We start from the raw sequence: 11,742 nt of genomic DNA on the forward strand, positions 1-11,742 counted from the left end.
CCGGACTCAGCAGCCTGGTGGGGGTCGGGCCGGGCCTCGCCGCCCGGCTGGGGCTGAACGTTCCGCCGGCCCTGCTGACCGAGCTGCCCGAGTTCCCCGGGGACCGGCTCGACCCGGCGCGTGGTGGCGGCGACCTGGTGATCCAGCTGTGCGCGGCGGACCGCTGGCCGCTGTCCGTGGTCGCCGAGCAGGCGGGCGCGGCGGCCCGGGCGGCGGGCGCGACGGTGCGGTGGACGCAGTCCGGCTTCCTGGCCCGGACGGCCGGGGGCGCCACGCCGCGCAACCTGTTCGGCTTCAAGGACGGCACGGCGAACCCGAACGGTCCGGAGGGCGGGCAGTGGGTCTGGGGCCCGCCGGGGCCGCACGAGCACGGGACGGTGCTGGTCTACCGCCGGATCCGGATGGACACCGCCGCCTTCGCCGCCCTCCCCATGGACCGTCAGGAGCAGGTGATGGGCCGTCGGGCCGGCGACGGCGCGCCGCTCACCGGCACGGCGGAGCACGACGAGCCGGACATCTACGCCAAGAACCCGGACGGTTCGTACGTCCTCCCGGCCACCGCGCACGTCCGCCTCTCCAGCCCCCGACTGGACGGTGGCGCCCGGATGCTGCGGCGGGGCTACAGCTACGACGACGGCCCGGGCGACCGCGGCCTGCTGTTCTGCGCCTTCATGCGCGACCCGGCCCAGTTCACCCGCGTCCAGAACCGGCTGGCCGCGCGCGACGCCCTCAACGCCTTCGTCGAGCACACGGCTTCGGCAGTGGCCTACGTGCTGCCGGGCGCGCCGGCGGGCGGGACGCTGGGGGAGGGGCTGTTCGGATGAGCCGCGAGGAGGAACAGCCGCTGTCCGGCGGGAACACGAGTGCCGGCGTGGTCCGCGTCGGGGACACCGTACGGCGCCCGGCCGGGCCGTGGACGCCCGCGGTGCACGCGCTGCTGGAGCATCTGCACGCGGCGGGGTTCCGGGCGGCGCCGCGCCCGCTCGGCCTCGACGGGCAGGGGCGCGAGGTGCTGACGTACCAGCCGGGCCGGGTGGTCTGGCCGGACCGCTTCGACCTGCTGGACCCCGCCGAGCGGCTGGCCCGGGTCGCGCGCCTGATCCGGGAGTTCCACGACGCCGTCCGGGACTTCACGCCCCCGCCGGACGCCCGCTGGCAGGTGCTGATGCCGCCCGAGGGCGCCGACATCATCGCCCACAACGACCTGGCCCCGTGGAACCTCGTGGTCGGCGCCGAGCACCAGTGGTCCTTCATCGACTGGGACACGGCCGCCCCGGGGACCCGGCTCTGGGACCTCGCCTACGCGCTGCACGGCTTCCTGCCGTTGTCGGCGCAGCCGGACCGGCGGCGCGCCGACGTCGACGCGGCGGCCCGGCTGCGGGTCTTCGCCGACGCCTACGGACTGGACGAGGGCGAACGGCGCGCTCTGGTACCCCTGTTGGGGCCGCGGACCCGGGCCATGCACGACTTCCTGCGGGACCGGGCGGGCCGTGGCGTCCAGCCCTGGGCGAGGCTCTGGGCGGAGGGCCACGGGGAGGTCTGGCGCAGCGACGCCGAGTACATCGAGCGGCGCCGGGAGCGGTGGCTGCTCGCCCTGCTCGACGGCTGACGTCGAGCAGGGCGGCGCCCTGACCGTGTTTCCGGCGGCGGCTACCAGTCCACCGGGAGGCGGGCGGGGCTCCGGGTGGTGCTGCCGAGCTGCCAGGCGAGCTCCGTGACCGGGGTGGTCAGGCGCAGGCCCGGGAGGGCGGTGGCGAGGCGGTGCAGGGACTCGCGCATCTCCAGGCGGACCCGCCAGGCGCCGATGCAGTAGTGCGGGCCGGCGCTGAAGGCGAGGGTGGGGGCCGGGAGCGGGAGGCCGAGGTCGGCGTCGAGGCCCTCGGGGTAGACGGCCGGGTCGCGGTTGGCGCTGCCGAGGCTGACGGCGACGACCGCGTCCGCCGGGACGGTGACGTCGCCGACCTCGATCGGTGCGGTGGTGCGGCGGATGGTGGCCTCGTCGTCGCCGAGCGGGATGTAGTGCAGCAGCCGTTCGGCGGTGCGCTCGGCGATGTCCGGGTCGGCGAGGCGCGGCCAGTGCTCGGGGCGTTCGCCGAGGACGTAGACCAGGGCGTTGGCGAGGGCTCCGGCGACGCTCTCGTTGCCGCTGGCGGTGAGCCCGGCGACCAGGAAGACGAGTGACTCCTCGGGGACGCCGCCGTCCTGGTCGGCGGCCCGGACCAGTCGGCTGACCAGGTCGTCGCCGGGCTCGCGGCGCCGTCGGGCGACCAACTCCTTCATGAACGCGCCGAATTCGGCGAGGGCGCCGTCATGGTCGGCCGCCTGTGTCCCGCCCTGCTCGCCGCCCTGGGCGAGCAGGGCGAGGGTCCAGCGGTGCAGCCGCGCCTCGTCCAGGTGGTCCGGCCCGTCCCCGTCGAGCCCCATCAGCCGGGTGGTGACGGCGAACGGCACCGGCCGGGCGAACGCGGGCACGAGGTCGGCCGGCGGGCCGGCGGCGACCAGCCGGTCCACGGACTGCTGGACGGCGGCCGCGACCCACGGCTGCCAGCCGGCGATGGCACGCGGCGTGAAGGCCCGTTGGGCGGTGCCGCGCAGTCGGCGGTGGGCGGGTCCGTCCTGGTTGAACAGGGAGGCCGGGTTGGCGGCCACGTCCGCGGTGCCGCCCGCGGTGCCGACGTCATGCAGGTCGGCCCGGGTGACCCGGGGGTCGCCGAGGACCTGCCGGACGTCGTGGTAGCGGGTGATCAGCCACGCGGGGGTGCCGTCCGGGAGGGTGGTGGGGTGGGGCGGCCGGGCGGGGGCGGTGGGGAGCCGGTGGAGTGGGGGGAGGATGGTCCGGGGGTCGGCTGCGGCGGAGTCCATGGGGCCCTTCGCGGGGTCGGAGGTCCGGCTGGTCGAGGGGAGTCGAGCACCCAATTGTCTTATTTTCATGAGGAATTGGATGCTTGTGGTGCTTCTCCCGTTACGCCCCGATGGTATGCCCTCGGTGCCCCCAGCCGGGTGCAGGATCGGTCGGCAGCAGCGGCCGGAGCGCGCCCAGCACGGCGCCGATGCAGGCGTCCCGCAGTTCGGTGCGGGTGCAGGTCTCCTCGGTCAGCCAGTCGATGACCAGGACCCGGACGAACACCAGCCAGCTGCGCAGGATCTGCGACACCGCCTGCCGCGCCCGCTCGTCCGCGAGCGGGAGGACGCCGAGCAGCCGGCCGCGCAGGGCGTCGAGCTCCTCGGTGATGATGGTCTGGATCACCTGGTCCCCGGCCAGCACGCGGTTGGCCGTGAGCACGGCGTGCCGGTTGGCGATGAAGTAGTCCAGGTGGGCGTCCATGCCCTCGACCAGCTGCTCGACCAGGGTGTCGGCCGGATCGAACCGGCTCCTGGCGAGCAGGTCGTCGGCGGCCTCCCGGTAGACCGCCGCGAAGAGTTCGTGCTTGCTCGCGAAGTGCCGGTAGAGCAGGGCGCGGGAGACCCCGGCCTGCTCGGCGACCTCCTCCATCAGCACCTCCTCGTACGGTCGTTCGGCGAAGAGCCGGGCGCCGACGGAGAGCAGCTGGGCGCGTCGCTCGGCCGGGGAGAGCCGGCGGCGTCGTTCGTGGGCTGGCATGCCCGCCAGGTTACTTGACACGCGTCTACTTGTTGGCGCTAGCTTGGTAGACACGTGTCAACCGGATCGATCTCCGTGATGGGTGGGTGGGTCATGGCCAAGGCGTTACGGGTGCTCGCGTGGACGATGGGGGTCGCCTGTGTGGCGATCGGATTCCTCCACCTCCTGCTGGGGAACGCCGCGATGCCGGGGATCGCGGACGCCGGCCCCACGGTCGGCAGCTTCGGCCGCTTCATGGGGGCGGTCTTCGCCGGGTACGGCGCGGCCTGGATCCAGGCCGCCCGGCAGTCGCCGGTGCCCGCCCGGGCGGTGCGGTGGCTGGCGGCGGTGTTCCTGCTGGGCGGCCTCGGGCGGGTGCTGTCGATCGCGGTGGACGGCCGGCCGCACTGGTTCCAGCTGGTGCTGATGGCCATCGAGCTCGGGCTCGCACCGGTGTACTTGTGGCTCGCCGGCGCGGACGAACGGGCGCACGCACAGGGCTGACGGTGCGGGGTGGCTATGCTTCCACGTCGATCGAACATGCGTCCGCGAGGAGGGCCCCGAACATGAGCGGCACCGTGGTGGCAGTCAGCAGCAACGTCGAGTACTCGTTCACCAAGCCGAACCGGGACGGCATCACGCTGCTCGCCGGGCTGGGCGTCGAAGGGGACGTGCACGCCGGGGTGACGGTCAAGCACCGCTCCCGGGTCGCCCAGGACCCGAGTCAGCCGAACCTGCGCCAGGTCCACCTGATCCACCGCGAACTGCTCACCGAACTCGGCGAGTCCGGCTTCGACGTGGCGCCGGGCGCGCTCGGCGAGAACATCACCACCGAGGGCGTGGACCTGCTCGGTCTGCCGGTCGGCGCGGTGCTGCGGATCGGCCCGGAGGCCGAGGTGGAGATCACCGGCCTGCGCAACCCGTGCGCCCAGATCGACAACTACCGGCCCGGCCTGCTCAAGCAGGTCGTCGGCCGCGCCGAGGACGGCACGACCGTGCGCCGTGCCGGAATCATGGGGATCGTCCGCACCGGCGGCCCGGTCCGGCCCGGCGACGCCATCGCCGTCGAACTGCCGGACGGCCCGCACCGCCCGCTCGACCGGGTCTGAGGCGCACGCCTCAGCGGGTGTCCCCGTCGACGCGACGCAGGTCGTAGAGGTGCGACTTCCCGGCCTTCCAGCTGCGCCACGGCCCGGTCGGCGGATGCTCCTGGTGCCGGCTCCCGCCCGGCAGCGGGCCGGAGTCGGGCACTCCCTCGGCGTCCACGACGCACCAGCCCCGGCCCGGCACCCACCGGCACCACAGGTCCAGGTCCCGCCGCCTGAACGACGGCCTGCCGTTGAAGGAGCCGTCCTCATCGAAGCGGTAGACCAGGCCGTCCAGGCGGCGGACGAACTCGATCGACGACACGGCTGATCCTTCCGAATCGGCTGCCCCGCAAGCCGGGTGGCCGTCGAGCACACCCCCTCCCGGTACGCCCCGACAGATACCGTCGGCCTGGCTCGCCGGTCGACCGAAGGGCCGAGGGATACCCCCGCCCCGTAACGGCGACGGCTCCCGGTGCACGAGCTGCCGGGAGCCGGGGCGGAGTCTTCGCTGCTGGATCGCGGTCAGGACCTGACGAGGCGGGCGATGGCCTGGTTGGCCTCGCGGATCTTGGTGCTCGCCTCCTGGCCGCCCTCGGCGATGGCGTCGCGGACGCAGCATTCGATGTGCTCGTCCAGGAGCTGGAGGGCGAAGGACTGGAGGGCGCGGCTGGCGGCGGAGACCTGGGTCAGGACGTCGATGCAGTAGGTGTCCTGTTCGACCATGCGCTGGAGGCCACGGATCTGGCCCTCGATGCGGCGGAGCCGCTTGAGGAAGTCGTCCTTGTGGGAGCTGTAGCTGGCCATGGCCGTCTCCGGTTCCTGTGCGGTGAGGCGTGCTCACACTCTACCGGGGGTGCGGCAGGGGGGAGTCGGCGAGCGGCCGGGTGCTGCCGACGGTGACCTTGCCGGTGGCGAGGTCCACGGCGACGTCGGTGACGCCGTCGAGCTTCTTCAGCTCGGCGGTCACCGAGGTGACGCAGTGGCCGCAGGTCATGCCCTTCACCTGGAAGGCCGAGGTCAGGGCGGACTCGGCGGCGGGGGCCGCGCCGGCGTCGGTGCCGCACGAACCGCAGCAGGAGGAGGCCTCGGTGGCGGCGGACTCGACGGTGACGGTGGTCTCGCTCATGGGTGTGCTCCTGTCGTGGGTGTCCGGCACCGGCCGGACTGTCCGGGCGGCTGCTTCGCTTCTGAACATACCATACCCCCCTAGGGTAATGCCCGGAGATTCCGGGAGCCCGGCCCCGCCCGGCCTCCCGCAGGGCCCCGGTCGTCAACGCCGTGCTGTGGCAGTCCTGTTGCCCCTCGGCGCCTGAGGTCAGTGGAGAGCGTGCGACCGCTGTTGCGGCGCGGGCGGGGTGAAGTTCAGCCCGTTCTCGTCGAGGGCATTGAAGACGGTCACCCGACCGCTGTGGAAGACGAAGCTCACATCCACGCTCCCCTGGGCCACGTCGTCGCCGGTCCATTCGGGTAACTCGACGTTCTGGAGCGGGGAACTCCTCCGCGCCCGGCGGCCGCAACGGGTGGCCGGACCGGGGAAGCGGTCCGGCCACCCGTGAACCGTGCGCAAGCCGTGCCGTGCGAGGCCGGCTCGGTTCGGCGGTTCCCGGCGGTTCCCGGCGGTTCCCGGTGGTTCCCGGAGGGGCCTCAGGCGGCCGACGGGGTCACTGGGTGCGGTAGGCGTCGGTGATGGTCTGGTCGAGGGTGTTGCCGTCGGCATCGGTCAGCTCGGCGCGCAGGGAGACGCCGGTGCCGGCCGGCGGGTTCTGGACCGTCACGGCGCCCGCTTCGAGCGGGAGGCGGGTCCACGAGGCGCCGCCGTCGGTGGAGGCCGAGACGGTCACCGAGCGGGTGCGCCCGTCCGCGGCGGCTCCCTGCACGGTGACGGGAATCCGGAGCGGACTGCCGGCCGCCGCGGTGCCGGTCAGGCTGAGCTCGGGGGAGAACCGCACGACGCTCACCGGGAGCGCCGTCGGCCCGGTCGTGGTGGCCGAGGCGAAGGTCCAGGACGCGTTCACGCGGGCGGTGGCGCCGGTCGCGGCCTTGCGGGTCACCGTGGTGGCCAGGCGGTACGAGGCCTTGCCCGGGGGCACGGTGAACTCGCCGCGTCCGGCCGCACCGGACTCGGCGCCGACCAGCACGCCGTCGCGGTACAACGAGGTGTAGGCCGTGTCGAACGACGGGGTCCACGGCACGTGGCCGTCGCCGTCGGCCAGCAGCGGGACGTTCGCGGTGATCCGGTCGCCGTCGCGTGAGACGGCGGGGCGGTCGGTGAGTGCCGGGCCGAAGACCGGGCCGTCGAAGGTGTGGGTGGTCGTGGTTCCGGCTCGTACGGCAATGCGGTCGGCGGAGTAGTAGGTCGGCGCCGCATCGTTGGCGCCGGGGACGGTGACAGCGATGTCCCAGGTGCCGCGCTCGGGCGCGACGAGGAAGGTGGCGGTGCCCGGCGTCTTCATGACCCGGGGGGCGCCGGCGACCGTCCCGTTGCTCGGCAGGACGCCGAGGAGGGCGGTGCCGGTGCTGCCCGGTCCGGCGGCGCCACGGATGTTCAGGGTGGCCAGCTCCTGCGTGGAGTACTGCCGGGTGAGCCCGGTCAGGGCGCGGGTGCCGGAGAAGGTCTGGCCGAGCAGGTAGCCGCCGGTGTCGGTCGCCCAGTGCGCGTCGTACCACTGCTTCACCGCCCCGGCTTCGGTCTCGGGACCCAGGTGGCCCACGCGCAGGTTCGTCGACCTGTTGCCGACGTTGGCGCTCTTGGTGACACCCTCGTGCGTGACCTCGACGAACATCGAACTCTGCAGGAAGCGCGCGTTGCCGTCCGGGGGTCGGACGTCGACGGGGGCGGTGGTCCGCGCGTCGACGGTGACGGTGGTGTCCCGGTCGAGGTCGAGGCGCGGCTGGACGATCCAGTCCGTCCAGGCCGGGCCGCCCGCCCCCTGGTCCGCGGGCAGGGTGCTGTCCAGCAGGTACCGGCCCTTCGGCAGCCGCACGGTCGTGACACCGGAGGCGTCCTGCTGTTCGAGGAACTCCTCGCCGCCGGCCTCGAAGACCCCGCTGACATGGGTGCGGTACTTCCCGGCCGGTTGGCCGGCGCGGTCCAGGTGCTTGATGGTGAGGGTGTACGTCTCCGGCCCCGCGGCGAAGGCCGCGCTGCCGAAGGCGGGAGTCGAGGTGCCGACCAGGGCGACGGCGACGGCCAGGGCCCGGAGGGCGTTCCGGCGGGGAACGGAACGCGGGGCGGAGCGGGGTGCGGAAGTCGTGGTCATGCTCTGTACTGCTCGGACCGGCACCGGAGTTCCTGTGAGCCGGACCACATCCGGAGCGGGGCGGCCCCGGGGCGGCGGCCGGCGCCTGTGACGCAGGTCACCGGAACCCGGGCGGCGGACCGGGCAGGGCAGAGTGTGGAAGCACTCATGAGAACGCGTCTTCGCCGCGGCGACCCCGACGTCCTGGGCGAGCTGTACGACGAGCACGCCCAGGTGTTGTACCGCTACGCCCTGCGCGTGACGGGCGACTGGGCGGAGGCCGAGGACGTCGTCTCGACGACCTTCCTGGAGGCGTGGCGGGGCCGGGAGAAGCTGCACCCCGACGGTGACGGGCTGCGCCCGTGGCTGCTGGGGATCGCGACCAACATCATGCGCCGCACCGCCCGGGCCCGCCGTCGCCGTGACATCGCGCTCGCCCGGCTTCCGGAACGCGGTTCCGTCCCGGATTTCGCCGACGACCTGGTCGCGCACCTCGCGGACGTCGAGCACCTGCGTGCCGCGCACCGCGCGCTCGCCCGGCTCCGGCGCCGCGACCGGGAGGTCTTCACCCTCGTCGTGTGGGCCGGGCTGGACTACGCGAGTGCGGCCGAGGCGCTCGGCACGCCGGTCGGTACCGTCCGCTCGCGGCTGTCCCGGGCCCGGGGCCGCCTGCGTGAACTCACCGAGGCGGAAGCCAGGGCCGAAGCCAAGGCCAGGGCCAGGGCCAGGGCCGAGGCCCGCGTCACGTCGGCGCGGCACCGGCACGCCGGAACCGGAAAGCCCCCCGCGGCGGAGGGCCGGACCCCTTCCGCCGTCACCGGCCTGCCCGCACCGGGCCGCATCCCCGCGCTCCGGCCGTCGATCCACTCGATCCAGTCGATCCAGGAGAGCCACGGATGAACGCCACCCCACGGCGCGATACGCAGCGCCCGTCCTCCGCGGAGGCCGAGCGCCGCGAACTCGCCGAGCTGCTGCCCCCGCCGGCGGTGCCCGGCCTGGACGCGGATCGTCAACTGCTGCTGAGACGGGAGGTGTTGCGCAGGGCCGCCGCGTCCGCCGAATCGCGGCGCGGCGTCACCCGGCGTCCGGCCCGGTACCGGCGTCCGGTCCGGATCGCGGTGCCGGCGCTCGCCTGCGCCCTCGCGGTCGTCGGCGTCGTGACGGTGGACCCCGGGGGTCCGGCCGGGCACGACCGCGCGGCGGTGGCCGGGGGCGGCGCCACCGGCACCTCCCAAGCGGTACGGCTGCTCGACCGCATCGCGCTCGCCGCCGCCGGAGCGGAGCAGTCGACGGTCCGTGCCGACCAGTTCGTCTACGTCGAGAGCAGGGTCGCCTACGCGGCTCAGAGCGCGGCAGGCGGTCCCGTGACCATGGCTCCCGTGCACACCCGGCAGGTCTGGCTGTCCGCCGACGGCAGCCGTCCCGGTCTGCTGCGGGAAGAGGGCGGGCCCGACTCCCGGCTCGGCGAGAACGGGCCGGTCCTCCACCTCGACCGACCGGGGGAGGCCGCCAGGCCCGAGGCCCCGCGCGGGAACGGTCCGTCGATCGGTGAACCGACCCACGCGTACGTCGCCTCGCTGCCCACCGACCCCGACGCCCTGCTGAAGCTGATCAGGGAACAGGCCGGCGGCGGGGGCCAGGACCCGGACCAGCGGGCCTTCACGGCGATCGGCGACCTGCTGGCCGAGACCTGGGCGCCGCCGCAGGTCAGTGCCGCGCTCTACCGGGCCGCCGAGCGGATCCCGGGGGTCACGGTGGTCGCTTCGGCCGTCGACGCCACCGGGCGCGAAGGCGTCGCCGTGGCCCGTACGGCGCACGGGCAGCAGACGCAGTGGGTCTTCGACCGGACCACGTACGCGTTCCTCGGCGAGCGTACGGTCCTCACCGAGGCCGGCGACGCGGGGCCGGCCGGGACGGTGGTCGGCACCTCGGCGGTCCTCGCGAAGGCCGCCGTCGACCGCGTCGGCCAACTCCCGCCGGAGCAGCCGGGCAGCTGACCGGACCGGACGCGGTCGGAAGGTCCAGAGGATTCGGCAGGCTCAGAGCCGGTGGGACATCGCGATGACCCGTTCCCCCCGCCCGCGGCGGGCTGTCGCCGCCGTCGACCACCATGCCGGCCAGGTCCCAGCCGAGCGCCGTCGGCAGCGGGGGAGCTCCTCGCCGACGGCCCCCTCCCGGGTCTTGTCGTCGACGGGGTTGATGCCGGTCGCGACTGTCCGCACCGGCATCTTCCCGGGCCCGGTCGCGAGGCCGGAAGCGCGCGGTGGAACATACCCCCTACCCCTATCGATATCGACGGGTTGAACCCTACCCCACCGGTTTCGTCGACCGGCGCACTCGCCGTGCCCGCGCTGGAAGTTGACGACCGATGACCGCTGCCGTGGACCTCCTGTCCTCGGTCTGCACCCTTCGCGGGTAGGGAGTAGGAGATGGCAACCGACAACACCGAGCCGAACCCCCGGAGGTGGCGCGCACTGGCGCTGATCGCCGCCGCGCAGTTCGTGGTGATCATGGACACCTCGATCATCGGGGTGGCCCTGCCCAAGATGAAGGACGCCCTCGGCTTCGGCCAGGAGGACTTGTCCTGGGTGTTCAACGCGTACGTGGTCGCCTTCGGCGGCCTGCTCCTGCTCGGTGGGCGGCTCTCCGACCTGCTCGGCGCCCGCCGCCTGTTCAGTGCCGGCTGGGCGATCCTCGGCGCCGGCTCGCTGCTCGCCGGCCTCGCCCGGAACGTCCCGACCGAACTGGCCGGCCGCGGCGTCCAGGGCCTCGGCGCCGCACTGATCGCCCCCTCGGCGCTCACCCTGCTGATGATGCTCTTCGGCGGCAACCCGAAGGAGCTCACCAAGGCCTTCGCCCTGTACGGCGCGGCCGCCCCGGCCGGCGGCACCGCGGGCGTCTTCCTCGGCGGTCTGATCGCCCAGTACATCAGCTGGCCGTGGGTGTTCTCCATCAACGTCCCGGTGGCCGTGGTCGCGCTGCTCGCCACCCCCGCGCTGATGCCCTCCGCGCCCCGGCGCAGCGGCGGCCTCGACATCATCGGCGCGCTCACCGTCACCGGCGGTCTCGCCGCCGCCGTGTACGCCATCGTCCGCGCCCCGGAGGCGGGTTGGGCCTCGGCGCCGACGCTGCTGACGCTGGCCGGCGCGGCCGTGCTGCTGACCGCCTTCCTGGTCATCCAGAGCCGGCGCCGCGAGCCGCTGATGCGGCTGAGCATCTTCAGGGTGCCGAACCTCGGCGCCGCCAACCTCGCCCAGTTCCTACTGGCCGCGGCCTGGGTGCCGATGTGGTTCTTCCTGAACCTCTACCTCCAGCAGGTGCTCCACCTCGGCGCCTTCGCCAGCGGCGCGGCCCTGCTGCCGATGACCGTCGCCATCACGGGCATCATGATCACCCCGGCGCCCCGGCTGATCGCCCGCTTCGGCCCCAAGGCACTGGTCGTCACCGGCATGCCGGCCCTCGGCGCCGGTCTGTTCGGGCTCTCACTGGCCCGCCCGGACGGCAACTTCTGGACCGACCTGCTGCCCGCCTCGCTGCTCGCCGCGATCGGCATGGCGCTCGCCTTCATCCCCTCCCTGGGCACCGCGATCTCCAGCGCACCCCCGGAGGACGGCGGCCTCGCCTCCGGAATCGTCAACACCGGCTACCAGGTCGGCTCGGCCCTCGGCCTGGCCGCGATGACCGCACTGGCCGGCGCCCGGACCCCGGACGCCACCGTCGAAGGCCTGACCTCGGGCTTCTCCGCGGCCTTCGCCGGCTCCGCGGCGATCGCGGTGGCCGGCGGCCTGCTCGCGGTGGCCACCCTGCGCACCCCGCGCGCCGAGGGCGCGGCCCG

The 11,742-nt window shown here is 74.1% G+C and carries 13 protein-coding genes; 7 read left to right on the forward strand and 6 right to left on the reverse strand.

What is annotated here, in order from left to right; genetic code table 11:
* Together KS423_RS25230 and KS423_RS25235 are read left to right on the forward strand one after the other, a co-directional pair.
* Positions 1–824: Dyp-type peroxidase (locus KS423_RS25230; protein WP_224282053.1), on the forward strand; the 824-nt coding region annotated here is incomplete at its 5' end.
* The gene (locus tag KS423_RS25235; RefSeq protein WP_224282054.1) at positions 821–1,609 is read left to right on the forward strand and encodes a phosphotransferase enzyme family protein; all 789 of its coding nucleotides are present in this window, start codon (positions 821–823) and stop codon (positions 1,607–1,609) included. The genes KS423_RS25230 and KS423_RS25235, both read left to right, overlap by 4 nt.
* Before the next feature lie 41 nt (positions 1,610–1,650).
* Here KS423_RS25235 and KS423_RS25240 read toward each other — a convergent pair whose 3' ends face one another.
* Both KS423_RS25240 and KS423_RS25245 read right to left on the reverse strand, forming a co-directional pair.
* Positions 1,651–2,862, reverse strand: coding sequence for a cytochrome P450 (locus tag KS423_RS25240; protein WP_224282055.1), 1,212 nt, complete (start codon positions 2,860–2,862; stop codon positions 1,651–1,653).
* Positions 2,863–2,962: 100 nt separating this feature from the next.
* Positions 2,963–3,601 carry a TetR/AcrR family transcriptional regulator gene (locus tag KS423_RS25245; RefSeq protein ID WP_224282056.1) on the reverse strand — a complete coding sequence of 213 codons (639 nt, stop codon included), beginning with the start codon at positions 3,599–3,601 and terminating at the stop codon, positions 2,963–2,965.
* Between the two features lie 93 nt (positions 3,602–3,694).
* Between KS423_RS25245 and KS423_RS25250 the strand changes: the two genes are divergently transcribed.
* Together KS423_RS25250 and KS423_RS25255 are read left to right on the forward strand one after the other, a co-directional pair.
* Positions 3,695–4,084 carry a DUF4345 domain-containing protein gene (locus KS423_RS25250; protein ID WP_224282057.1) on the forward strand — a complete coding sequence of 130 codons (390 nt, stop codon included), beginning with the start codon at positions 3,695–3,697 and terminating at the stop codon, positions 4,082–4,084.
* A gap of 62 nt (positions 4,085–4,146) precedes the next feature.
* Positions 4,147–4,689 (forward strand): MOSC domain-containing protein, encoded by a 543-nt coding sequence (locus KS423_RS25255; protein ID WP_224282058.1) that lies wholly within the window; start codon positions 4,147–4,149, stop codon positions 4,687–4,689.
* A 10-nt stretch (positions 4,690–4,699) separates the two neighbouring features.
* Here the strand turns inward: KS423_RS25255 and KS423_RS25260 are convergent, their stop codons facing one another.
* From KS423_RS25260 to KS423_RS25275, 4 genes are all read right to left on the reverse strand, one after another.
* Positions 4,700–4,990, reverse strand: coding sequence for a hypothetical protein (locus KS423_RS25260; protein WP_224282059.1), 291 nt, complete (start codon positions 4,988–4,990; stop codon positions 4,700–4,702).
* Positions 4,991–5,190: 200 nt separating this feature from the next.
* On the reverse strand, positions 5,191–5,472 hold the full coding sequence (locus tag KS423_RS25265; RefSeq protein ID WP_224282060.1) for a metal-sensitive transcriptional regulator: 282 nt from the start codon (positions 5,470–5,472) through the stop codon (positions 5,191–5,193).
* Between the two features lie 40 nt (positions 5,473–5,512).
* On the reverse strand, positions 5,513–5,794 hold the full coding sequence (locus KS423_RS25270; RefSeq protein WP_224282061.1) for a heavy-metal-associated domain-containing protein: 282 nt from the start codon (positions 5,792–5,794) through the stop codon (positions 5,513–5,515).
* 535 nt (positions 5,795–6,329) lie between these two features.
* Positions 6,330–7,928, reverse strand: a complete 1,599-nt coding sequence (locus KS423_RS25275; RefSeq protein WP_224282062.1) for a serine protease — start codon at positions 7,926–7,928, stop codon at positions 6,330–6,332.
* A 147-nt stretch (positions 7,929–8,075) separates the two neighbouring features.
* Between KS423_RS25275 and KS423_RS25280 the strand changes: the two genes are divergently transcribed.
* From KS423_RS25280 to KS423_RS25290, 3 genes are all read left to right on the forward strand, one after another.
* Positions 8,076–8,807, forward strand: coding sequence for an RNA polymerase sigma factor (locus KS423_RS25280; protein ID WP_224282063.1), 732 nt, complete (start codon positions 8,076–8,078; stop codon positions 8,805–8,807).
* A complete protein-coding gene (locus KS423_RS25285) occupies positions 8,804–9,904 on the forward strand; it encodes a CU044_5270 family protein (RefSeq protein ID WP_224282064.1) in 1,101 nt (366 codons plus the stop codon). The genes KS423_RS25280 and KS423_RS25285 overlap by 4 nt, the downstream gene beginning before the upstream one ends.
* Positions 9,905–10,336: 432 nt before the next feature.
* On the forward strand, positions 10,337–11,742 hold a 1,406-nt coding region (locus tag KS423_RS25290; RefSeq protein ID WP_224282065.1), incomplete at its 3' end, for an MFS transporter.

The sequence above is a fragment of the Streptomyces sp. LS1784 genome, from assembly GCF_020103755.1.
Taxonomy (GTDB): Bacteria; Actinomycetota; Actinomycetes; order Streptomycetales; family Streptomycetaceae; genus Kitasatospora.

Coding starts and splice junctions, on each gene's coding strand:
- KS423_RS25270 (WP_224282061.1), bottom strand. CDS start 5,794: ATGAGCGAGACCACCGTCACCGTCGAGTCCGCCGCCACCGAGGCCTCC.
- KS423_RS25255 (WP_224282058.1), top strand. CDS start 4,147: ATGAGCGGCACCGTGGTGGCAGTCAGCAGCAACGTCGAGTACTCGTTC.
- KS423_RS25280 (WP_224282063.1), top strand. CDS start 8,076: ATGAGAACGCGTCTTCGCCGCGGCGACCCCGACGTCCTGGGCGAGCTG.
- KS423_RS25285 (WP_224282064.1), top strand. CDS start 8,804: ATGAACGCCACCCCACGGCGCGATACGCAGCGCCCGTCCTCCGCGGAG.
- KS423_RS25240 (WP_224282055.1), bottom strand. CDS start 2,862: ATGGACTCCGCCGCAGCCGACCCCCGGACCATCCTCCCCCCACTCCAC.
- KS423_RS25245 (WP_224282056.1), bottom strand. CDS start 3,601: ATGCCAGCCCACGAACGACGCCGCCGGCTCTCCCCGGCCGAGCGACGC.
- KS423_RS25235 (WP_224282054.1), top strand. CDS start 821: ATGAGCCGCGAGGAGGAACAGCCGCTGTCCGGCGGGAACACGAGTGCC.
- KS423_RS25265 (WP_224282060.1), bottom strand. CDS start 5,472: ATGGCCAGCTACAGCTCCCACAAGGACGACTTCCTCAAGCGGCTCCGC.
- KS423_RS25275 (WP_224282062.1), bottom strand. CDS start 7,928: ATGACCACGACTTCCGCACCCCGCTCCGCCCCGCGTTCCGTTCCCCGC.
- KS423_RS25250 (WP_224282057.1), top strand. CDS start 3,695: ATGGCCAAGGCGTTACGGGTGCTCGCGTGGACGATGGGGGTCGCCTGT.